A 20816-nucleotide genomic window follows, 5' to 3' on the forward strand; every position below is an offset into this window, starting at 1 on the left:
ATGGTTAACCCGCGGGGTCATTTGTGCGCAGTGGCGCAACGCGACGAGTGATGCGCAAATAGCGCATTCGCAACAATCTGTCGCGACGTGGGACATTTACGCAAGCCTGCTCGCTTGTCGGCACGACGACGCACGATTATAGGCCCGGTCACCATTTGGGGGCGGCCCCGAGGCATAGAGGGCCGAAGGGAGAGTGGTATGGCAACGGTGATCAATCGAGTACCCGATTCAGTATCGACCCCGCCGCCGGCAAACGATGCCGACGACGGCTATCGTCCTACCGCCGACGAACCCTTCATGAGCCTGAAGCAGCAGGCTTATTTTCGGAAGAAGCTGTTGCGGTGGAAGGACGCCATCCTGCTGGAGGCACAGAGCACGTTGTCGCAGCTGCAGGTCGATTCGCTGCGCGAGGCGGATCTCACCGATCGCGCGTCGAGCGAGACCGATTGGTCTATCGAGCTGCGCACCCGCGATCGCCAGCGCAAGCTGGTCGCCAAGATCGACGCCGCGATCCGCCGCATCGACGAGGGCGAATACGGCTTTTGCGAAGTCAGCGGCGAGCCGATCAGCCTGGGGCGGCTGGAGGCACGGCCGATCGCGACGATGACGGTCGAGGCGCAGGAGCGTCACGAACGCAACGAAAAGGTGTCGCGCGAAGATTGAGTAAGCAATTCGCTAAGGTTTGCAGCCTACGCGAATTCCATCATTATTCGTGTTACGAGATCGGTAGGATGGACAGCTTCAACCGCGACCCGATCGCCGACCGATCCCCCGCCGGATCGGCACAGCGTCCGCGCAAGCGGGACAGCCTGTTCCTGACGGCGCGGCTGACGTTCGTCGGCACCACCGACAATCACGAAGTGCGGGTGCGCAACCTGTCGGAAGGCGGGATGATGGCGGAGGTCGACCGGGTGGTCGACGCCGCGACTCCGGTGACGCTGGAGTTGCGCGGGATCGGCGAGGTCACCGGCCGGATCGCCTGGTGTACCGAAGGTCGCGTGGGCATCGCATTCGATCATCCGATCGATCCCAAGAAGGCGCGCAAGCCGGTCGGCCAGGGATCGCGGACGCCGGTCTATGCGACGCCGGTCGGCCTGGGCCCCCGCCACCGTGGCGGCAGGAACCCGACCTGATCGATCGACGCTCAGGCGCCGTCGAGTTCTTCCTTCAAGCGAAGTTTCTGCTTCTTCAGGTCCGCCAGGATCAGGTCGTCGGGCTTCGGGCGATGCGTTTCCTCGACGATCCGTCGATCGAGCGTCGCATGCTTCGTTGCCAAGGCCGTCTGATGCGTTGTCTGCATGGCGGTATACCTCCTGATGCAATCGTTGGGGGGACCGAGTAAACCACCGACGCGCGAAAAAGTCGTGCACGAATTGGCTTAAAGCGATTAGCCGAGCCGAACCGCGCGACGATTGGTTTTGCCGCCGCCGCTGCGCTAGGGCATCGTCATCGGACGGGCAGGCGGGGGCGACGATGGACGACGCACAATTGGAAGCTCGGCTCGACTTGCTCCGGCTCGAGCATCGCGATCTCGATACCGCGATCGCGGCGCTGGCGGGGACGGGCGTGCCCGATCAGCTGCAGATGGCACGGCTGAAGAAGCGCAAGCTGCGGCTGCGTGACGAGATCGCCATGATCGAGGACGAGCTGATCCCGGACATTATCGCCTGAGCCAGCGCTGGCCCGTTGCGGCACAGTAACGAGTGCCAGCGAGGTGCCGCGGAGCCTGTGCAGGTGAGCGCCGCTGTGGCAAAGGAGCGGCATGATGAAGGCTGCCAACGACACCGCCATCCACCGCCGACTGATCGATGGGCTCTATACCGAGGCGATGTTGCTGGCGGACGAGGCGCGGAGCTATTTCGACGAAGCCGGCCGTGCCGAGCGCGAGGCGCTCGATCCGCTGGTGCGGGTGGGGTTTTCCTGCGAATCGCTGAAGGTGACGACGCGGCTGATGCACGTGATCGCCTGGCTGATGACCCAGCGTGCCGCCGATGTCGGCGAACTCGACCGGTCGGACCTGCTCCACCCGTCGCGTCGACTGGGTCATGCGCCGGTGTTCGACGCCGACCTGGTAAGCGCATTGCCGGCCACCGCGCGCGCGATGATTGCGGCGAGCGCGGACCTGCACCGCCGCGTGGCGCGACTGGACGAGGCGCAACAGGGGCTCGCGACGCCGAGCCCGGCGCGGTCGCTGCAGAGCCGGATCGCGGCGGCGTTTTGACGTACGCGGCAGGGCTGTAGCCCGTCCGGGGTGTGCTCCCGCGAAGGCGGGAGCCCAGTACTGGGTCCCCGCCTTCGCGGGGACACGCCCGGCATGGTCAGCCTCTCGTAATCCCCAGCCGTTCCTTTGCCGCGCGGTATTCGCGTTCCAGGCGGTCGACTCGGTCAGCGACGCTTTCCACGCGGTCGACCACGCCGATGCCCTGGCCCGATCCCCAGATGTCGCGCCACGCCTTGGCCTTGCTGCTGTTGCCGCCGCCGAAGTTCATGGTCTTGAGATCGCCCTCGGGGAGGTTGTCGGGGTCCATGCCCGCGGCCTCGATCGAGCCGCGGAGATAGTTGCCGTGCACGCCGGTGAAGAGGTTCGAATAGACGATGTCGGACGCGCGGCCGTCGACGATGCCCTGCTTGTAACCGGGTTCGGCGTTCGCCTCCTCGGTGGCGATGAACGGCGAGCCGATATAGCCGAAGTCGGCACCCATCGCCTCGGCCGCCAGCACCGCGCCGCCGGTCGCGATCGAACCGGACAGCGCGAGCGGACCGTCGAACCACATGCGGATCTCCTGGATGATCGCGAAGGGCGACAGCCGCCCGGCATGGCCACCGGCACCGGCCGCGACCGCGATCAGGCCATCGGCACCCTTTTCGACCGCCTTGCGCGCGAAGCGATCGTCGATCACGTCGTGCATCGTGATGCCGCCCCAGGCATGGACCGCAGTGTTGAGGTCCTCGCGCGCACCGAGCGAGGTGATCACGATCGGGACCTGCCATTTTGCGCAAGTTTCGAGATCGGCCTCCAGCCGGTCGTTGGACTTGTGGACGATCTGGTTGACCGCGAACGGCGCCGCGGGGCGATCGGGATGGTCGCGGTTGTGACTGCTCAGTTCCTCGGTGATGCGGTGCAGCCATTCGTCGAGCAGTGCTTGCGGCCGGGCGTTCAGCGCGGGAAAGGATCCGACGATGCCCGCCTTGCACTGCGCGATCACCAGTTCGGGACCGGAGATGATGAACAGCGGCGACCCGATGACGGGCAGGCGCAGGCGATCGAATATGGATGGCATCGTCATACCCGTTTCTTACCGAAACCGATCTTGCTGTCCAGTTGGACGCCTGCGGACCATGTCCAGGGTCGCTTGCACCGGTGTAGCAAAGGCGTAAGACGCCGGGCGACGCCCTACCGGAGCCCGATATCCCATGAAGATCGCTGCCGTTCTGCTTGCCCTTACGACGTCCTCCACCGCGATCGCGGCGGGGCAACTGCCGAAGACGGTGGCGCCGATCGCCTACGACATCGAGGTGGTGCCCGATGCGGTGAAGATGACCTTCGCGGGCAGCGAGACGATCGACGTCGACGTCAAGCAGGCCACCCGGACGATCACGCTCAACGCCGCCGATCTCGCCATCTCGTCGGCAACGGTCGACGGCAGGCCTGCCACGTTGGCGTACGACGCCGCGCAGCAGCGGGTGACGCTGTCGCTGACACAGCCGGCGACGGTCGGTCGCCACAAGCTGGCGTTGCGCTGGACAGGCAAGATCAACCAGCAGCCGCTCGGCCTGTTCGCGATCGATTATACCAACACCGACGGATCCAAGTCGCGGATGCTGGCGACCCAGTTCGAGGCGCCGGATGCGCGCCGCTTCGCGCCGATGTGGGACGAACCGTCGTTCAAGGCGACGTTCAAGCTGACCACCACCGCACCCGCCAGGCAGCTCGCCTTCTCCAACATGCCCGCGACGATCACCAAGGCCGCGGACGGCAGCCAGCGCTACGCATTCGCGCCGACTCCGGTGATGTCGTCCTACCTGCTGTTCCTCGGGATGGGCGATCTCGAGCGCAAGACGGTGATGGCGGGCAAGACCGAGATCGGAGTGATCAGCCGCCGCGGCGTCGTCGACCAGGGCGACTATGCGCTGGCGGAAGCCAAGCGTCTGCTGACCTATTACAACGATTATTTCGGCCAGCCTTATCCGCTACCGAAGATGGACATGATCGCGGGCCCCGGATCGAGCCAGACCTTCGGCGCGATGGAGAATTGGGGCGCGATCTTCTATTTCGAGAACGAGCTGCTGTTCGATCCCAAGCGCACCACCGAGAGCGGCCGCCAGCGCATCTTCACCGTCGTCGCGCACGAGATGGCGCACCAGTGGTTCGGTGATCTGGTGACGATGGCGTGGTGGGACGACCTGTGGCTGAACGAAGGCTTCGCATCGTGGATGGAGGGCAAGTCCGCCGCCGATCTCAATCCGACCTGGAAGGCCGAGGCATCGGCGATCGCGTTCGAACGGGAGACCGCGATGGGCCTAGACGCGACCGCGGCATCACACCCGATCATCCGTCCGATCGAGACGGTCGAGAACATCAGCGATGCCTTCGACCAGATCACCTACGCCAAGGGGCAGGCGGTGATCGGCATGCTCGAATCGACGCTGGGTGCCGACACGTTCCGCAAGGGCATCCGCAGCTACATGGCGCGGTACAAATACGGCAACACCGTCACCGACCAATTGTGGACCGAGCTGTCGGCCGCGGCGGGCAAGCCGGTGACGACGATCGCGCACGATTTCACGCTGCAGGGCGGCGTGCCGCTGGTCACGATGACCGGCGCCACATGCGCCGGCGGGACCACGACGGCAACGCTGGCGCAGGGTCGCTTCGGGCTGGATGCGGCGTCGAAGGCGGCGCAGACCTGGCACGTGCCGCTGGTCGTCGCGACCCTCGGCGGCGGAGAAACCCGGGCGGTCGTCTCGGGCGCGACCACCGACGTCGCAGTGAAGGGATGCGGGACGCTGGTGCTGAACCGCGGCAAGGGCAGCTATCTCCGCGCGATGTACGACGATGCGGGGCATGCCGCGATCGTCCGCGACTATGGCAAGCTGACGCTGGAGGACCGGCTGGGTACGCTGGGCGACGATTACGCGCTGGCGGCGGGCGGTTACCAGGACCTGTCGCGCTGGGTGACGACGATGGGCCGGGTCGGCGAGGCCGCGGACCCGCTCGAATGGTCGATGGTGTCGGGGCAGCTCGGCAGCCTGACCGGGCTGTATCTCGGCACGCCGCTGGAGGCGCCGCTACGCGCGCGCAATCGGGCCCTGCTGTCGCCGGTGCTTGCACGCATCGGGGTCGATGCGGCCGCGGGCGAGCCGGTGCTGGTGACCAACCTGCGCGAGGCACTGCTCGGCCGGCTCGGCGCGGACGGCGATCCGGCGGTTGCGGACCGGGCGCGTCGCTATGTCGCGGCGCTGAAGACCGATCCGACCGCGATCCCGCCCGCGGTACGCGAGCCGATCCTGTCGACTTACGCGACCAACGCGACGCCCGCGGAATGGGACGCGCTGCTGGCGCTGGCGATCGCGGAGACGAGCCCGGTCGCGAAGAACACGCTGGTTGGATTGCTGGGGGCGGGGCGCTCGGACGTGCTCGCCAACAAGGCGTTGGGGCTGCTGGAGGCGATTACGCTGACCGCGCCGCAGAAAGGCACGCTGCTGCGGACGGTGTCGTTCAAGCATCCCGAGCTCGCGTTCGACTGGGCTGTCGCCCACCGCGCGCTGGCCGAGAGCTTCATCGAGGAGGGCGCGCGGCCGGGCTACATCGTTTCGCTGGGATCGCGATCGAACGATCCGGCGATGCCCGGCAAGATCGGGGCGTTCGCGGCCAAGTATCTCGGCGCGGGCCAGCGCGCTGGCGCCGAGCGGGCGCTGACCACGATTGCGGTGCGCAAGGGCACCGCGGACAAGCTGCGCCCTGCGGTGACGTCGTGGCTGGCGAAGTGATCAGCCGACCTGCCTGAGGCCGTCGGCGCAGCGTCGTGCCCTGGCGACGTAATGCTGCGCCGACAGCAGCAGCGACGCGCGGGTCGCCGCGTCGAGTTGCCGCACCGCCTTCGCGGGTGAGCCGATGATCAGGCTGCCCGCGGGGAAAGTCTTGCCCTCGGTGACCAGCGCGCCGGCGCCGACGATCGAATCGGCGCCGATCACCGCGTGATTGAGGATCACCGCGCCCATGCCGATCAGGGTGCGCTCGCCGATGGTGCAGCCATGCAGGATCGCATGATGGCCGACCGTGCAGTCCGCTCCGACGGTCAGCGGCGCGCCGGGATCGGAATGGAGCATTGCGCCTTCCTGGATGTTGGTGCGCGCGCCGACCGCGATGGTCGTGTTGTCGCCGCGGATCACCGCGCCGAACCAGACGCTGGCATCCTCGCCGAGCACGACGTCGGCGATCAGGTCGGCGCTCGGGGCGACCCAAGCGGAGGGGTGGCACGCCGGGCGTTTTCCGTCGAGTTCGTATTGGGGCATTGCGGGTCTCCTTGGCGCGCGAGCATCGCCGCCATGTTCGGTGGATCAAGGACTTTCGGCCGAACCCCGGTTTGCTCATCCTGTTTCGCCCGTCCCGTGCCCGCCCAAGCGCAAAAACAACCGATCTGGTTGATGTAAGTCAAAGCCGTCTTTAACTACCTGTTTCGCAGTTGCGCGGTAGCAGGCATCAACTTCACGGAGTGCATGCAGATGATCCGCCTGCTCTACATCAGTACTGCCCGCGCGCCGCTCTTGAGCGCGGAACTCGACGGCATCTTGCGGGTGTCTCGCCGCAACAATCGCGCGGTCGGCGTGACCGGGCTGCTGGTCGTCGGCGGTCGCCGCTTCCTTCAGGCGCTCGAGGGTCCCGAGGCTGCGGTAGTTGCGACATTCGAGCGGATCCGGGCCGATCCGCGCCACTTCGCGGTGGTAATCCTCGGCCGATCGACGATTACGGAGCGGCAGTTCGGCGACTGGTCGATGGGCTATCAGCCCGGTGCGGCGCTGGGCGTGGAGGCGAGCGTCGCGGCCGACGTACAGGCGCTGATCGCGCCGATCGACGATCCGGTCGTCCATGCCTATTTCCACCAGTTCGCGCTGCAGCATGCAGCTTGATCCGGTCGCAGCCGCGACGGGGCGCAACGTACAGCTGTAATTAAGCGTTCGGTTCCGATAGTTCATGTCGAATTATGGGAACGGCAGCGATGTCAGAACAATCCGGCGACCCTTTCGCACGACCGCCGATGGGGGGCGCCAATCCTGGGAAGGGCCCGCGACGCTTCGGCGAAGTCGGGTCGGCGATGGATTCGATCTTCGGTGCGCCGCGGGTGGCGGGTGCGCGCGACCTGCCGAGCTATGCGATGCCGGTGGTGGTGACGCCGCGTCGGCAAGGTCGCGGCCGGCGGGTGTTCGGCGGCGCGGTACTGGCCGCGGTCGCCGCAGTGGCGGGCGTGGCGATGGGGGTGACGGTGCTCGACGACGCCAAGCCCGAGGCCGAGCGCAAGCCGGCGGTACAGATTGCGGCGCGCAGCCAACCCGCGCCGGTGATCTCGCAGCCCGTGCCCCAGGCCAATGTCGCGGTCGCGCCGCCGATCAATAATACCGAACCGAGCGATGCGAGCACGCCGGTGAGCGAGGTCGCGGCGACGCTGCCGCGCGAGCGGCTTGAGACGGTCGAACGGGCATCGCCTGTCGTGCAGCCGCGCAGATACCGGCTGGCGGACGAGCGGGGCCGCGCGACCGCGTGCGATGGCCGGCGCGGATCGGCGAGCTTCGCGTGCCTGGCCGCGCAGCTCGACGGCGCCGATCGCGACCTGGTCGAGGCCTATGGGTCGGCGACCGATGCCGGGGTGCCGCGCAATTACCTGGTCGGGATCAATCGCCGCTGGGAACGTGCGCGCGACCGTGCGCAGGACGACCCCGCAGAGGCGCTGCGATCCTATGAGGATCTCACCGACGAGCTCTGGACGGCCCGGCGCCGTGCGCTTCGCGACGATGAATGATGGCGGACCGACGATGCGAGGTAGCGGCGGTTTCGTGCCGCTGCCCGATGTCGCGGTGCGCCGGGCCGAGGGCCAGCTCGTCTATGCGATCGGCGACATCCACGGCCGCTACGACCTGCTCCAGTCGATCCTGCGGCTGATCGTCGCCGATGCAGCGGTCCAGGCCAACGGGCGGCGGCCGGTGCTGGTGTTCTGCGGCGACTATATCGATCGCGGACCCGCCTCCGCCGAGGTGCTCGCCGCGCTGGCGTGGCTGCGGCGCCGGCCCGATTACGAGACCCATTTGTTGATCGGCAACCACGAACAGGCGATGCTGCGCTACCTCGCCGATCCGGAGAGCGGGCGACCCTGGGTGGGCTTCGGTGGTGCTGACACGCTCGCCGCCTACGGCGTGGCGCCGCCCGATGTCGCCGACGATACCGAGATCCATGTCGAAACGCGCGACCGCCTGCTCGATGCGATGCCGGCATCGCATCTCGATCTGCTGCAATCACTCGAGACGCTGGTGACGATCGGCGACTATGCCTTCTGTCACGCCGGCGCGCGGCCGGGGCGGCCGTTGGCGGACCAGACGGTGCAGGATCTGTTGTGGATCCGGCAGCCCTTCCTCGAAAGCACCAAGCCGTTCGAGAAAATGATCGTCCATGGGCATAGCTGGGACGGGCCGGAGCCGGTCGTCCGCAACAACCGTATCGGAATCGATACCGGCGCTTACGAGACCGGCGTGCTGACCTGCATCAGGATCGAAGACGGGCGAGTCTTCGTCGCGGCGACATGATGGTTAGGAAGGATGACGGTGAGCATCCACAATGCACCATCCAGAATTGATATGGCCGGCGGCAGTATAGGGCGATGCTCGTAATTATAGAAAGCGCTGTTAGATACGGCCGTGATCGATCGAGCTGCAACCCGGTCGTTCGCCGCTCGGACTGTGCCGAGCGTTCGACTGGCGTCCGGCCGTATGCCGACCGGGCGCCATTTTTACTCGGCCGACGATGCTGCCCCTAGCCTTTTACGAGCGCGACGTGGCGGTCGTGGCGGAGGCGCTGGTCGGAGCGACCCTGACGCTCGACGGGGTCGGTGGTCGGATCGTCGAGACCGAGGCCTATGCCGCCGACGATCCCGCTTCGCACAGCTTTAACGGCCTTACCGCGCGGAATGCGGCGATGTTCGGGCCGGCGGGGTGCGCCTATGTGTACCGGATCTACGGGTTGCACCTGTGCCTGAACGTCACCTGCGGCAACGGCAGCGCGGTGTTGATCCGCGCGATCGAACCGATGTTCGGGGTCGCGGCGATGCAAGCGCGGCGCGGAACGGCGAAGCGCGAGCTGCTGTGCGCGGGGCCGGGGCGGCTCTGCCAAGCACTCGGGGTCACGCTGACGCATGACGGGCTGCCGATCGACCGCGCGCCGTTCGCGTTGATCGAGGGCGATCGGGCGGAGGTGACGGCGGGTTCGCGGATCGGGATCACGCGGGGGACGGATACGCCTTGGCGGTTCTGCGCCGTCGGGTCGCGGTTTCTGAGCAGGGCTGTGCGGCTTAAGTAGCCCGCTAGCCGTGCCGATTGTGTCCCCGCGAAGGCGAGGACCCAGTACTGGGCTCCTGCCTTCGCGGGAGCACTTCCTGCGAGGGAGTGACTCTCCGCTAACCTAACGCTTGGCCTTCTTGCCCTTCTTCTTCGTCGGCGCGGACTGGCGTTCGTAGAGCACCGCGCCGATCGCGAGGGCGCCGAGGCCGAGCGCGGCGCCGAGCAGCGCCAGCGCGTTGCCCGTCGGGGCGGCGGGACGCTTGTCGGGCTTGGGCGGCTTGTTCTTCTTGCCGGCAACCGGGGGCAGACCCCTCACCTCCGGCTTGTGGGTGTGGGGCGGCTCCTGGAGTGGGTAGGGGGACTGGTTGGCTTCGGGGACCGTGAGACCGTGTGACATGCGAAACCCTTCGTGGTGAAGACGCGCAAACGCCCGACCTTGCCGGCGGTTGCGCGCGCGGATCGAACGTTCGAGGCGGTACGTTGGAGGACGAGGGAGGACGCGTATCGTGTGGCAAGCGGGGTTCTGGGGATTTGTCGGCGGATCGGCGCTGATCCTCGGCGCGGCGATCGGCTATTACGCGACGCTGCCGCAGCGGCTGATTGCGGCGGTAATGGCGATCGGCTCGGGCGTGCTGATCTCCGCGGTTGCGTTCGACCTGATGGACGAGGCGTTCAAGCAGGGCGGGTTCGATTCGACTGCGGGTGGTTTCGTCGGCGGCGCGCTGGTCTATACGATCGCGAACATCGTCGTGTCGCGGCGCGGCGCCAAGCACCGCAAGCGATCGGGATCGAACGAGGAACAGAGCCAGCCGAGCACCGAAGGCGGCGGCGGGTTGGCGATCGCGATCGGTGCGCTGCTCGACGGTATCCCCGAATCGGTTGTGATCGGGGTCAGCCTGCTCGGTGGCGGCGGGGTGAGTGTCGTCACCGTCGCCGCGGTGTTCCTGTCCAACGTCCCCGAAGGCTTGTCGAGCGCGGCGGGCATGAAGAAGGCGGGGCGCGGGCGCGGATATATCTTCGGGGTGTGGTTCGGCATCGCGGTGGCGTCCGCGATCGCCGCGATGGTCGGCAACGTCGCGCTGGCGGGGAACAGCCCGGAGATCGTCGCAGCGGTAACCGCCGTGGCGGCAGGCGCGATCCTGGCGATGCTGGTCGACACGATGATCCCGGAGGCGACCGAGGGATCGCACGAGTATAGCGGATTGATCGCGGTGGTGGGGTTCCTGCTCGCCTTCGTGCTCAGCAAGATCGGTGGGTGAGATGACCACGCATCCGATCGACGAACCGATCGCACCGATGGAGGCCAAACTCGTCGATGCGCTGCCCGAGGAGGGTGGCTGGCAGTTCGAGCCCAAATGGGACGGCTTCCGCGCCATCGTGGTGCGCGATGGCGACGAGATCCGGATTCATTCCAAATCGGGCAAGCCGCTCGCACGCTATTTTCCCGAAGTCGTGGCGCTGGTCGCGTCGCTTGCCGCCCCGCGCTTCGCAATGGACGGCGAGCTGATCCTGCCGGTCGGCGAGATCCTGTCGTTCGACGCGTTGCAGCAGCGGCTGCATCCGGCGGAAAGCCGTATCCGCAAGCTGTCGGTCGAGACGCCGGCGCAGCTGATGATCTTCGATTGCCTCGCGATCGGCGACGACGCGTATCGCGACCGGCCGCTGGGCGACCGCCGGGCTGCGCTGGAGGCGTTCCATCGCGACCATGGTGGCCCGTCGCTGCTGCTGTCCCCCGCCAGCACGGAGCGCGGGCAGGGGGAGCGCTGGCTGGCGGAGAGCGGCGGTGCGCTCGACGGTGTCGTCGCCAAGCGGCTCGACGAGCCCTACCGATCGGGCGAGCGCGCGATGCTGAAGGTCAAGCAGCACCGGACCGCCGATTGCGTGGTCGGCGGTTTCAGGCGGGTGAAGGGCGGCGACGGGGTCGCGTCGCTGCTGCTCGGGCTGTACCGCGACGACGGCCGTCTCGACCATGTCGGCTTCACCTCGGCAATCGCGGATGCCGATCGCGCGGCGCTGACCGCGATGCTGGAGCCGCTGGCGGGGGGCGAGGGGTTCAGCGGCAAGGCGCCGGGCGGGCCGAGCAGGTGGAACAACGGCGCAACCAGCGAGTGGGTACCGCTGCGCCCGGAGCTGGTGGTCGAGGTAGTCTACGACCAGGTCACCGCGGAACGCTTCCGCCACGGCACCAGGCTGCTCCGCTGGCGCCCCGACAAGGCTGCGGCGGCCTGCACCACCGCCCAGCTTGTCCACGAATTGCGCCCGCGCCAGCTGGCCGATTTCAATCGGTCGAAATGACTCCGGAGCGCGTCCAAACAGGCGTATGATCGTTCCTTCGGTACGCGAGTCCTCTCAGGAGTAAACCGCATGCGACGTCCGAGCCTCACCGCGGAGGAGATCCGCGACGAACTGAACCAGGCAGCTCTCCGCTTTTCGCTCGACGGCGAGGGATCGAAGATCGATTTTCTGCTGCCGACCCCGGCGGAACCGGTGAACACCTCGGCGCCCAACTGGGACGTTCAAGCCGAATGTCCCGAGGAACTGGACGAGATCGCGCGACGCGCGGTGGAGGAAGTCTCCGCCAATTTCGACCTGGAAGACGCCTGAGCCTGATCGCGTTAACCAGATTCTCGGATCTGGCGTTGAACCGAAAACCCCGTCGTCGGTTTGCCTAATCTGGTAATGGAGGCGTCGACGATGACTGATGGGGCTGGAAACGAAGGCACCGGGACCGACCGGGAAGGCACGATCCGGGATCGCGCCTATGCGATCTGGCAGGAGGAGGGCCAGCCCGAGGGGCAGGATGCGGACCATTGGCGCCGCGCGGAGTCCGAAATGGGCGGCGACGGTGCCGTGCCGGCCGACAGCGCGCCGAGCATGCCCGCGGCGAACGCCAAGACCGACGATACCGGTCCGCTGACCAAGCTCAAGAAGAAGACGGCAAAGGTCGTCAAGTCGCTCTGACCGCGACGTCCGACCGTCCTGCATGACAATCGGCGACCCGCGCCCGTCGGCGCGGAGTTGGCTACCTGAACGATCGGAACCAAACGTGAATTCGCTCCCCGACACGCTCGAGGCGGGCTCGCCCTACCCGCTGGGCGCGACCTTCGACGGCGATGGCATCAACTTCGCGGTGTTCTCCGCCAACGCCGAGAAGATGGAACTGAGTCTGTTCGATCCGTCGGGCCGGCGTGAGCTGAAGCGGCTGGCGCTGCCCGAATGGACCGACGAGGTTTGGCATGGATATCTGCCCGACGCCGGGCCGGGGCTGCTCTACGGCTACCGCGCTCACGGGCCCTATGCGCCGGAGCGGGGCCATCGCTTCAATCCGAACAAGCTGCTGCTCGATCCCTATGCGCGCAAGTTGGCCGGCGAGATCCGCTGGACCGACGCGCTGCACGGTTACCGGATCGGATCGGCCAAGGAGGATCTGAGCTTCGACCGACGCGACAGTGCCGCGGCGATGCCGAAGGCGGTAGTGGTCGACGATCATTTCGACTGGTCGCGCGACGTCCGCCCGCACACCCCCTGGTGCGAGACCGTGATCTACGAATGCCATGTGAAGGGATTGACCAAGCTGATGGAGTTGGTGCCCGTCCGCGAACGCGGCACCTATGCGGCGCTCGGCCATCCCGCGGTGATCGCGCACCTCAAGCGGATCGGGGTCACCGCGATCGAACTGCTGCCCATCCAGGCCTTCACCCAGGACCGCTTCCTGAAGGAGAAGGGGCTGAGCAACTATTGGGGTTACAACACGCTCGGCTTCTTCACGCCCGAACCCCGCTATTTCGCCGGCAGCGACCAGAATGAATTGCGCCGCGCCGTGCGGCGGCTGCATTCGGCGGGCATCGAGGTGATCCTCGACGTGGTCTACAACCATAGCTGCGAAGGATCGGAACGCGGCCCGACGTTGTCTTGGCGAGGCTTGGACAACGCCACCTATTACCGGCTGGTCGAAGGCGACGAGCGCTACTCGATCAACGATACCGGCACCGGCAACACCTTCGATCTCACCAAGGCGCGGGTCATCCAGATGGTCGCCGACTCGCTGCGATACTGGGCGACCAGCTTCGGGATCGACGGGTTCCGCTTCGATCTCGGGCTGACGCTCGGGCGCGAGCGCGACGGGTTCGATGCCGGCGCGGCGTTCTTCGACGTGTTGCGGCAGGATCCGGTGCTCGGGCGGCTGAAGCTGATCGCGGAGCCGTGGGATGTCGGCCCCGGTGGCTACCAGCTCGGCAATTTCGCGCCCGGGTTCGCCGAGTGGAACGACAAATATCGCGACACCGTGCGCAAGTTCTGGCGCGGCGATCCCGGGCAGCGCCCCGATCTGGCGGCGCGCTTGTCGGGATCGGGCGACCTGTTCGACCGGCGCGCGCGGCGCCCGTGGGCGAGCGTCAACATCCTCTCGGCGCACGACGGCTACACGCTCGCGGACACGGTGATGTACGAGGAGCGCCACAACGAGGCGAACGGCGAGAACAACGCCGACGGGCATTCCGAGAATTACTCGCGCAACTGGGGCGCCGAGGGGCCGACCGACGACGCCGACATCGGTGCGGCGCGCGCACGGGTGATGCGATCGATGCTGACGACGCTGCTCACCTCGCTCGGCACCCCGATGCTGGTGGCGGGCGACGAGTTCGGGCGGACCCAGCAGGGCAACAACAACGCCTATTGCCAGGACAACGAGATCAGCTGGCTCGACTGGAGCGCGGCCGATGGCGAGGAGTCTCAGTCGCTGATCGACTTCACCGCGCGGCTCATCGCGCTGCGGCGGCGGTACGAGGTGCTGCGCTCCAACACATATTTCTACGGCGACCAGCAGCAGGTCGATGGCGTCAACGACATTGAATGGTTCGACGAACGCGGCGAGACGTTGATGCCTGACGACTGGCAGAACCCGGACGGGCGGGCGATGCAGATGCGGCGGGCGCGACGGACGGCGGGCGGGCTGGAGATGGTTTCGCTGCTGCTCAACGGATCGGAGGACCCGATCGATTTTGCGCTGCGTGGCCCGGCGGGAACGCGGACCTTGCTGATCGACAGCGCCGACGCGGCGATGGGCGAAACTGAAATCGGCGACAGCTATGTGGTGGCGCCACAGGGTGCGGCGCTGATCGCGTGGCAGCTCGATGCGGAGGCGGCGGACTGATGCGCTGGGGCGCCGAGATCGTCGCGGCAGGGCGCACCCGCTTCGCGCTATGGGCGCCCGATCGCGCAACGGTCGCGCTGGTTATCGACGGGCGCGAGCCGCTGCCGATGCTGGCGCATGCCGACGGCTGGTTCACGGTCGAGGCGGATGCGCCCGCCGGCACGCGCTACCTGTTCCGGGTGGCGGGCGCCGACGACGTGCCCGACCCGGCATCGCGCGCGCAGTCCGGCGGGGTGCATGGCTGGAGCGTGGTCGTCGATCCGACAAGTTTCCGCTGGCGGACCGATTGGCGCGGCCGGGCATGGAGCGAGCATGTGATCCAGGAGATCCATGTCGGTGCGCTCGGCGGCTTTCGCGGGGTGATCGCGCATCTGCCCGCGATCGCCGACCTCGGCATCACCGCGATCGAGCTGATGCCGGTCGCGGCGTTCGGGGGGACGCGCGGCTGGGGGTATGACGGCGTACTGCCCTACGCACCGGCCGAGGCATATGGATCGCCCGACGAACTTCGCGCGCTGGTCGACGCCGCGCACGGGCTCGGGCTCTCGGTGGTGCTCGACGTGGTGTACAATCACTTCGGTCCCGACGGTAATTATCTCGGCAGCTATGCGAGCGGGTTCTTCCGTGCCGACATCGCGACGCCCTGGGGCGGGGCGGTCGCGGTCGATCGGCCCGCGGTGGCGCGCTACTTCGTCGACAACGCGCTGATGTGGCTGAAAGATTACCGGATCGACGGGCTGCGCTTCGACGCGGTCCACGCGATCGGCGATGCGGGGTTCCTCGACGAAATGGCGCGCGCTATTCGCGAGGAATGCGGCGACCGGTCGGTGCATCTGGTGCTGGAGAACGAGCACAACGACGCCGACCGACTCGGCGACGGGCGCTACGACGCGCAGTGGAACGACGATTTCCACAACGTCCTCCACGTGCTTCTGACCGGCGAGACCAGCGGCTATTACGGCGACTTCGCGGATCGGCCGGTGGAGCGGCTCGCGCGGTGCCTCGGCGAAGGCTTCATCTATCAGGGCGAGGCGTCGCCCAATGGCGGCGGGGCCGTGCGCGGAACTCCTAGCGGTCACCTGCCGCCGACCGCGTTCGTCGCGTTCCTCCAGAACCACGACCAGATCGGCAACCGCGCGCTCGGCGAACGGCTGACGGTGCTCGCCGATCCGGCGCGGCTGCGAGCAGCGACCGCGCTGCTGCTGCTGTCGCCGCAGATCCCGCTGATCTTCATGGGCGACGAGGGCGGAAGCGAGACGCCATTCCTGTTCTTTACGGATTTTCACGATGAACTCGCCGATGCGGTGCGCGAAGGGCGGCGGCGGGAGTTCGCCAAATTCGAGGCGTTCGCGAGCGAGGATGCGAGGGCGACGATCCCCGACCCCAATGCGCCGACGACGTTCGAGGCGTCGCGGCCGCAGCCGGGCCCGGCGGCGACGGCGTGGCGCGAGCTCTATCGGCGGCTGCTGGCGGCGCGCCGGACCGAGATCGTGCCGCGATTGGCGGGCGCCCGTCCGCTCGGAGCGGAGGTGGTCGGTGCCGAGGCGGTGCTCGCGCGCTGGGCGATGAACGACGGGCGGGTCCTGACGCTGCTGTTCAACCTGGGGAACGAGGCGGTCGCTGCGCCGGTGGCGGACGCGCCCTTCTTCGCGGTCGGAGAGATCGGCGGGGCGGCGAGCCTGGCGGCCTGGCTGACATGACCAGCGGGCTCGATGCGCTCGTCGCCGCAGCGGGCCTGTCCGCCGAATGGGAAGACGCGGATGGAGTGGCGCGGACGGTCGAGCGATCGTCGCTGCTGGCGATCCTCGCGGCGCTGGGCCTGCCGGCGAACGACGAACGGCAGGTCGCGGAAAGCCTTGCTCGGCTGGGCGATCGGCCGCGGGGGTTGCTCTACGCCTCGGGTGATGTGGGGCGGCCCGTGGCGTTGCCGGCCGGCGTTCCCGCGGGAGCAGCGGCGCTGGCGTTCGAGGATGGGCGGCGCGCGGCGGTGACGCTGGCGGCGCGTGACGGTGCCGTCATGCTGCCGCCGGTCGCCAAGCCCGGCTATCACCGGCTCGAAACCATGGTGGGGATGATCGAGCTGACGATCGCACCCGAGCGGTGCTGGCAACCGCCGGCGGGGCGGCACTGGGGTGCGGCGGTGCAGATCCCGGCGCTGCAGGGGCGCGCGGCAACGCCGTTCGGTGACTTGGCGACGTTGGCGGAAGCGGCGGCGACCTTCGGCAGGCATGGGGCGGCGGCGCTGGCGATCAACCCGGTGCATGCACTGTTCCCGGCCGACGCGTCGCGGTTCAGCCCCTATGCGCCCGCGACGCGGCTGTTCCGCAACGTGATGCTCGCACAGGCGGCGTCCGAGAGCGCGTCTGGCCCGCTGATCGATTGGGCGTCGGCGATCCCGGCGCGGTTAGCGGGGCTGCGGCGCGCGTTCGGTGCGATCGGCGATGACGAGCGTGCCACGTTGACCACGTTCCGGCAGGAAGGCGGTGCGGCGCTCGAGCGACAGGCGTTGTTCGATGCGCTGCACGGGTACTTCTTCGTCACGATCGGCGCGCCTGGGTGGCGGGAATGGCCGGCTGCCTTTCACGATCCCGATGGCGATGCGGCGATCGCCTTCGCTGCCAAGCATCCGAACGAGATCGACTTCTTCGCCTATCTGCAGATGGTCGCCGACCATGGCCTGGCCGCGGCGCAGGCGGCGGCGCGGGGAGCGGGGATGGCGATCGGCTTGGTCGCGGATCTCGCGGTCGGGGTCGATCCGGGTGGCAGCCAGGCGTGGAGCGGGCGCGGGGACCTGCTGGCCGGATTGTCGATCGGCGCGCCGCCCGATCCGCTCGGGCCGAGCGGGCAGAATTGGGGGATCACCGCGCTGTCGCCGGTGGCGCTGCGGCGCACCGGCTTCGCGGCGTTCAAGGCGACGCTCCGCGCGTCGATGGCGCATGCGGGCGGGCTGCGGATCGATCACGCGCTGGGGCTGTCGCGACTGTGGGTGGTGCCGGAAGGCGCGCCGGCGGGGGAGGGCGCGTATCTCGCGATGCCGTTCGAGGAGCTGCTGCGGATCGTCGCGATCGAATCCCTCCGTGCGCAGACGATCGTGATCGGCGAGGATCTCGGCACCGTGCCGCCGGGGTTCCGCGACGTGATCGCCGCGCGCGGCATCCTCGGCTTGGCGGTGCTGCCGTTCGAGCGCGACGAAGCGACCTTCAAGCCTGCCGTCGCCTGGTCGCGGCAGGCGGTGGCGATGACCGGCACCCACGACACACCGACCATCGCGGGGTGGTGGCAGGGCCGCGACCTAGAATGGCGCTCGCGGATCGAGCACTGGGCTCCGCCGGCGCTTGCCGAAGCCCAAGTCTCGCGCGCGCAGGAACGATCGGCGATGTGGCAGGCGATCGGTGACGGCGTGCCGCCCGCCGACCCGGCCATTGCAGTCGATGCGGCGATCGACTTCGCTGCGTCGACGCGATGCCCGCTGGTGATCGTGCCGTTGGAGGATCTGCTCGGGCTCGACGAGCAGCCGAACCTGCCGGGCACGATCGACGAACATCCCAATTGGCGCCGGCGGATGCCCGGCGACACCGCGGCGCTGCTAGAGTCCCCGCCCGTCGCCGCGCGCATTGCGCGGCTCAACCGGATCAAGACCGCATGACGCCCCGCGCGACCTATCGCCTGCAGTTCAATCGTGACTTCACCTTCGACGATGCGCTGAAGATCGTGCCCTATCTCGATGCGCTCGGGATCAGCCATGTCTACGCGTCGCCGATCACGGTCGCGCGGAGCGGATCGACGCATGGCTACGATGTCGTCGATCCGACCCGGATCGATCCCGCGCTCGGCGGCGAGCCTGGCTTTCGACGGTTGGTGGCGGCGCTTCGCAAGCGCGGGATGGGCGCGATCATCGATATCGTGCCCAACCATATGGGCGTTGCCGGGGGCGAGAACCGTTGGTGGAACGACGTGCTGGCGAATGGCCGCGACAGCGACTTCGCGGATTTCTTCGACATCGACTGGCGCCGCCCGATCGTGCTGCCGGTGCTCGGCGGGCCGCGCGACGAGGTGATCGCGGCGGGCGACCTCGTGGTGGCGGAGGGGGACTGCGGACTCGAGGTCGTCGCCTATGGCGAACACCGGTTCCCGGTGCGACCCGAGGATAGCGAGCCACCGCGTGACGAGGCCGCGCTGCGCGCGTTGCTCGACCGGCAGCATTATCGGCTGGCTTCGTGGCGTACGGCCAATGACGAGCTCAACTGGCGGCGCTTCTTCACGATCAACGAGCTGGCCGGGTTGCGGATCGAGGACCGACGGGTGTTCGACGCGACGCATGCGCTCGTGCTGCGGCTCTATGGCGAGGGTCTGATCGACGGGGTCCGGGTCGACCATGTCGATGGGCTGGCCGATCCCGCGGGCTATTGCCGGACGCTGCGCGCGCGGCTCGACGCGACAGATCGCCCCGCCGACGCACCCGCGGGGCCGGCCTATCTCGTCGTCGAGAAAATCCTCGGTCCGGGCGAGCCGCTCGCGCGCGATTGGAGGATCGACGGCACCAGCGGCTACGACTTCATGGAGGACGTCGCCGCCTTGCTCCACGACCCGGCCGGCGAAGCCGCGCTGACCGCGAATTGGGCGGCGCTGAGCGGTCGATCGGCGCATTTCGCGGACGAGGAATTGCTGGCGCGGCAACAGCTGCTCGACTGGCAGTTCGCGGGTCAGCTCGACGGCTGTGTCGAGGCGTTCACGGCGTTGCTGACCGAGGGGCAGGTCGTGACCCGCGCGATGCTGCGGCGTGCGATCGAGCGGTTGCTTTGGGTTTTCCCGGTGTATCGAACCTATGGGCTCGGCGACACCGCGCCGGCGGCGGACGAAGCGATTTGTGATTGGGTGCGGGAGCGGGTGGCGCCGCATGTGCCGCCGGGCGAGGGCGGGGTGATCGACCTGGTGCTCGGCTGGCTCGGGGGAGCGGGTGGCGTAGCGGCGGCGGAGGCGGTGCGGCGGTTCCAGCAACTTTCCGCGCCGATCGCGGCCAAGTCGGTCGAGGACACCGGCTTCTATCGCTATGGGCGATTGCTATCGCGCACCGACGTCGGCTTCGATGCTGAGCGTTGGTCGATATCGGTCGATGCATTCGCCGCGGCGATGACCGATCGGGCGGAGCACTGGCCGCATGCGATGCTCGCCACCGCGACACACGATCACAAGCGCGGCGAGGACGTCCGGGCGCGGCTCGCGGTGCTGAGCGAGCGGGCGGCGGACTGGATCGCGCTGGCGACGGCGTTGGATGCGGGGGTTGCGGATCATGGCGTCGACGCCGCGGACCGGTATATGTTGTGGCAGACGCTGGTCGGCAGCTGGCCGGGCGAGGCGCCCGATTCGGGCTATCTCGCGCGGATCCATGCCTGGCAGGAAAAGGCGTTGCGCGAGGCGAAGCTGCGATCGTCTTGGGAAGCGCCGGACGAGCGTTACGAGGCGGCGTACAAGGCGCTCGCGGCGCACGTGCTCGCCGACGGCGCCGTGGAGCGGGCGGCGATAGCGCGCTTCGTCCATGTGATCGCGTCACGGGCGATGGCCAACAGTCTCGTTCAGGTCGCGCTCCGCTACACACTTCCAGGGGTGCCCGACCTGTATCAGGGGACCGAGGGGGTCGACCTCAGTCTGGTCGACCCGGACAACAGGCGGGCGGTGGATTACGACGCACGGGCGGCGACCCTGGCTGACGGGAGCGACCCCAAACAGGCGCTAATCGCGTCGCTGCTGGCCCTGCGTCGGGCGCAGCCGCGCCTGTTTTCGGAGGGTGGCTTCGTGCGTGCAGCGGTGTCGGGGCCGGCGGCAGATCGGGTGCTGGCGTTCAGCCGGGTGCTCGACGGGATCCGGCTCGACGTGGCGGTGGCATTGCGGGGAGGTGACGCGGCCGGATCGGCGATCGTGTTCGCGGATGGACGAACGCTCGACCCCTCGGTGCTGCTGGAGAGCCCGGTCTGGTTCTCGCTCGCGGCGGGCGGCTAAACCAGCTCATAGTCTCACCTGCTCACCCCTTCCCGTCAGGGGAGGGGCCGGGGGTGGGTCTCTCCATAATTGACGGCATCTGAGGAGAGGCCCCACCCCAACCCCTCCCCCAAAGGGGAGG

General features: G+C 68.0%; 21 protein-coding genes. 17 read left to right on the forward strand and 4 right to left on the reverse strand.

All coding sequences use genetic code 11. The annotated features are described in order from the left end of the window. Nucleotides 1-198: 198 nt before the first annotated feature. The gene (dksA, locus tag ACT009_RS02800) at nucleotides 199-663 is read left to right on the forward strand and encodes an RNA polymerase-binding protein DksA (RefSeq protein WP_445192870.1); all 465 of its coding nucleotides are present in this window, start codon (nucleotides 199-201) and stop codon (nucleotides 661-663) included. Between the two features lie 68 nt (nucleotides 664-731). Then, complete coding sequence (locus tag ACT009_RS02805; protein WP_445192871.1) at nucleotides 732-1133, forward strand: PilZ domain-containing protein; 402 nt, start codon at nucleotides 732-734, stop codon at nucleotides 1131-1133. Between the two features lie 11 nt (nucleotides 1134-1144). Here the strand turns inward: ACT009_RS02805 and ACT009_RS02810 are convergent, their stop codons facing one another. After that, nucleotides 1145-1300 (reverse strand): YdcH family protein, encoded by a 156-nt coding sequence (locus tag ACT009_RS02810; RefSeq protein WP_445192872.1) that lies wholly within the window; start codon nucleotides 1298-1300, stop codon nucleotides 1145-1147. 173 nt (nucleotides 1301-1473) lie between these two features. Between ACT009_RS02810 and ACT009_RS02815 the strand changes: the two genes are divergently transcribed. Together ACT009_RS02815 and ACT009_RS02820 are read left to right on the forward strand one after the other, a co-directional pair. Next, nucleotides 1474-1671, forward strand: a complete 198-nt coding sequence (locus ACT009_RS02815; RefSeq protein WP_445192873.1) for a YdcH family protein — start codon at nucleotides 1474-1476, stop codon at nucleotides 1669-1671. Nucleotides 1672-1762: 91 nt separating this feature from the next. Further along, a complete protein-coding gene (locus ACT009_RS02820) occupies nucleotides 1763-2221 on the forward strand; it encodes a DUF1465 family protein (RefSeq protein ID WP_445192874.1) in 459 nt (152 codons plus the stop codon). Between the two features lie 97 nt (nucleotides 2222-2318). Here ACT009_RS02820 and ACT009_RS02825 read toward each other — a convergent pair whose 3' ends face one another. Next, nucleotides 2319-3287 (reverse strand): NAD(P)H-dependent flavin oxidoreductase, encoded by a 969-nt coding sequence (locus ACT009_RS02825; protein WP_445192875.1) that lies wholly within the window; start codon nucleotides 3285-3287, stop codon nucleotides 2319-2321. A 127-nt stretch (nucleotides 3288-3414) separates the two neighbouring features. Between ACT009_RS02825 and ACT009_RS02830 the strand changes: the two genes are divergently transcribed. After that, complete coding sequence (locus ACT009_RS02830; RefSeq protein ID WP_445192876.1) at nucleotides 3415-5991, forward strand: M1 family metallopeptidase; 2577 nt, start codon at nucleotides 3415-3417, stop codon at nucleotides 5989-5991. Here the strand turns inward: ACT009_RS02830 and ACT009_RS02835 are convergent, their stop codons facing one another. Next, nucleotides 5992-6516: a gamma carbonic anhydrase family protein gene (locus ACT009_RS02835; RefSeq protein ID WP_445192877.1), complete on the reverse strand. Its 525-nt coding sequence runs from the start codon at nucleotides 6514-6516 to the stop codon at nucleotides 5992-5994. 204 nt (nucleotides 6517-6720) lie between these two features. Between ACT009_RS02835 and ACT009_RS02840 the strand changes: the two genes are divergently transcribed. The 4 genes from ACT009_RS02840 (at nucleotide 6721) to ACT009_RS02855 (ending at nucleotide 9565) form a co-directional block, all read left to right on the forward strand. Further along, the gene (locus tag ACT009_RS02840) at nucleotides 6721-7131 is read left to right on the forward strand and encodes a BLUF domain-containing protein (protein ID WP_445192878.1); all 411 of its coding nucleotides are present in this window, start codon (nucleotides 6721-6723) and stop codon (nucleotides 7129-7131) included. A gap of 185 nt (nucleotides 7132-7316) precedes the next feature. Further along, nucleotides 7317-8018: a hypothetical protein gene (locus tag ACT009_RS02845; RefSeq protein ID WP_445192879.1), complete on the forward strand. Its 702-nt coding sequence runs from the start codon at nucleotides 7317-7319 to the stop codon at nucleotides 8016-8018. A gap of 13 nt (nucleotides 8019-8031) precedes the next feature. Further along, nucleotides 8032-8796 carry a metallophosphoesterase family protein gene (locus ACT009_RS02850; RefSeq protein WP_445192880.1) on the forward strand — a complete coding sequence of 255 codons (765 nt, stop codon included), beginning with the start codon at nucleotides 8032-8034 and terminating at the stop codon, nucleotides 8794-8796. A 217-nt stretch (nucleotides 8797-9013) separates the two neighbouring features. Beyond that, nucleotides 9014-9565, forward strand: coding sequence for a DNA-3-methyladenine glycosylase (locus ACT009_RS02855; protein ID WP_445192881.1), 552 nt, complete (start codon nucleotides 9014-9016; stop codon nucleotides 9563-9565). A 102-nt stretch (nucleotides 9566-9667) separates the two neighbouring features. Here ACT009_RS02855 and ACT009_RS02860 read toward each other — a convergent pair whose 3' ends face one another. After that, a complete protein-coding gene (locus tag ACT009_RS02860; RefSeq protein ID WP_445192882.1) occupies nucleotides 9668-9943 on the reverse strand; it encodes a hypothetical protein in 276 nt (91 codons plus the stop codon). A 109-nt stretch (nucleotides 9944-10052) separates the two neighbouring features. On the opposite strand from ACT009_RS02860, the gene ACT009_RS02865 reads away from it, so the two are divergent. The 8 genes from ACT009_RS02865 to treY all read left to right on the forward strand — a co-directional run bounded on the left by ACT009_RS02865 (nucleotide 10053) and on the right by treY (nucleotide 20695). Beyond that, complete coding sequence (locus tag ACT009_RS02865; RefSeq protein ID WP_445192883.1) at nucleotides 10053-10805, forward strand: ZIP family metal transporter; 753 nt, start codon at nucleotides 10053-10055, stop codon at nucleotides 10803-10805. Between the two features lies 1 nt (nucleotide 10806). Further along, complete coding sequence (locus ACT009_RS02870) at nucleotides 10807-11841, forward strand: ATP-dependent DNA ligase (RefSeq protein WP_445192884.1); 1035 nt, start codon at nucleotides 10807-10809, stop codon at nucleotides 11839-11841. 69 nt (nucleotides 11842-11910) lie between these two features. Continuing rightward, nucleotides 11911-12150 (forward strand): hypothetical protein, encoded by a 240-nt coding sequence (locus ACT009_RS02875; protein ID WP_445192885.1) that lies wholly within the window; start codon nucleotides 11911-11913, stop codon nucleotides 12148-12150. Nucleotides 12151-12240: 90 nt separating this feature from the next. Beyond that, nucleotides 12241-12507, forward strand: a complete 267-nt coding sequence (locus ACT009_RS02880; protein WP_445192886.1) for a DUF2934 domain-containing protein — start codon at nucleotides 12241-12243, stop codon at nucleotides 12505-12507. A gap of 85 nt (nucleotides 12508-12592) precedes the next feature. Beyond that, the gene (glgX, locus tag ACT009_RS02885) at nucleotides 12593-14698 is read left to right on the forward strand and encodes a glycogen debranching protein GlgX (RefSeq protein WP_445192887.1); all 2106 of its coding nucleotides are present in this window, start codon (nucleotides 12593-12595) and stop codon (nucleotides 14696-14698) included. Further along, entirely contained in the window at nucleotides 14698-16398 is a 1701-nt protein-coding gene (gene treZ, locus ACT009_RS02890) for a malto-oligosyltrehalose trehalohydrolase (protein ID WP_445192888.1), read from the forward strand. The genes glgX and treZ overlap by 1 nt, the downstream gene beginning before the upstream one ends. Further along, entirely contained in the window at nucleotides 16395-18344 is a 1950-nt protein-coding gene (gene malQ / locus ACT009_RS02895; protein ID WP_445192889.1) for a 4-alpha-glucanotransferase, read from the forward strand. The genes treZ and malQ overlap by 4 nt, the downstream gene beginning before the upstream one ends. Then, nucleotides 18341-20695 (forward strand): malto-oligosyltrehalose synthase, encoded by a 2355-nt coding sequence (treY, locus tag ACT009_RS02900; RefSeq protein WP_445192890.1) that lies wholly within the window; start codon nucleotides 18341-18343, stop codon nucleotides 20693-20695. The genes malQ and treY overlap by 4 nt, the downstream gene beginning before the upstream one ends. The last annotated feature ends 121 nt before the right edge of the window (nucleotides 20696-20816 follow it).

The organism is Sphingomonas sp. Tas61C01, assembly GCF_052567495.1.

Bases quoted from the DNA above. Each gene is read 5' to 3' on its own strand.
- dksA (WP_445192870.1), top strand. From the start codon at position 199: ATGGCAACGGTGATCAATCGAGTACCCGATTCAGTATCGACCCCGCCG.
- ACT009_RS02805 (WP_445192871.1), top strand. From the start codon at position 732: ATGGACAGCTTCAACCGCGACCCGATCGCCGACCGATCCCCCGCCGGA.
- ACT009_RS02810 (WP_445192872.1), bottom strand. From the start codon at position 1,300: ATGCAGACAACGCATCAGACGGCCTTGGCAACGAAGCATGCGACGCTC.
- ACT009_RS02815 (WP_445192873.1), top strand. From the start codon at position 1,474: ATGGACGACGCACAATTGGAAGCTCGGCTCGACTTGCTCCGGCTCGAG.
- ACT009_RS02820 (WP_445192874.1), top strand. From the start codon at position 1,763: ATGATGAAGGCTGCCAACGACACCGCCATCCACCGCCGACTGATCGAT.
- ACT009_RS02825 (WP_445192875.1), bottom strand. From the start codon at position 3,287: ATGACGATGCCATCCATATTCGATCGCCTGCGCCTGCCCGTCATCGGG.
- ACT009_RS02830 (WP_445192876.1), top strand. From the start codon at position 3,415: ATGAAGATCGCTGCCGTTCTGCTTGCCCTTACGACGTCCTCCACCGCG.
- ACT009_RS02835 (WP_445192877.1), bottom strand. From the start codon at position 6,516: ATGCCCCAATACGAACTCGACGGAAAACGCCCGGCGTGCCACCCCTCC.
- ACT009_RS02840 (WP_445192878.1), top strand. From the start codon at position 6,721: ATGCAGATGATCCGCCTGCTCTACATCAGTACTGCCCGCGCGCCGCTC.
- ACT009_RS02845 (WP_445192879.1), top strand. From the start codon at position 7,317: ATGGATTCGATCTTCGGTGCGCCGCGGGTGGCGGGTGCGCGCGACCTG.
- ACT009_RS02850 (WP_445192880.1), top strand. From the start codon at position 8,032: ATGCGAGGTAGCGGCGGTTTCGTGCCGCTGCCCGATGTCGCGGTGCGC.
- ACT009_RS02855 (WP_445192881.1), top strand. From the start codon at position 9,014: ATGCTGCCCCTAGCCTTTTACGAGCGCGACGTGGCGGTCGTGGCGGAG.
- ACT009_RS02860 (WP_445192882.1), bottom strand. From the start codon at position 9,943: ATGTCACACGGTCTCACGGTCCCCGAAGCCAACCAGTCCCCCTACCCA.
- ACT009_RS02870 (WP_445192884.1), top strand. From the start codon at position 10,807: ATGACCACGCATCCGATCGACGAACCGATCGCACCGATGGAGGCCAAA.
- ACT009_RS02875 (WP_445192885.1), top strand. From the start codon at position 11,911: ATGCGACGTCCGAGCCTCACCGCGGAGGAGATCCGCGACGAACTGAAC.
- ACT009_RS02880 (WP_445192886.1), top strand. From the start codon at position 12,241: ATGACTGATGGGGCTGGAAACGAAGGCACCGGGACCGACCGGGAAGGC.
- treZ (WP_445192888.1), top strand. From the start codon at position 14,698: ATGCGCTGGGGCGCCGAGATCGTCGCGGCAGGGCGCACCCGCTTCGCG.
- malQ (WP_445192889.1), top strand. From the start codon at position 16,395: ATGACCAGCGGGCTCGATGCGCTCGTCGCCGCAGCGGGCCTGTCCGCC.
- treY (WP_445192890.1), top strand. From the start codon at position 18,341: ATGACGCCCCGCGCGACCTATCGCCTGCAGTTCAATCGTGACTTCACC.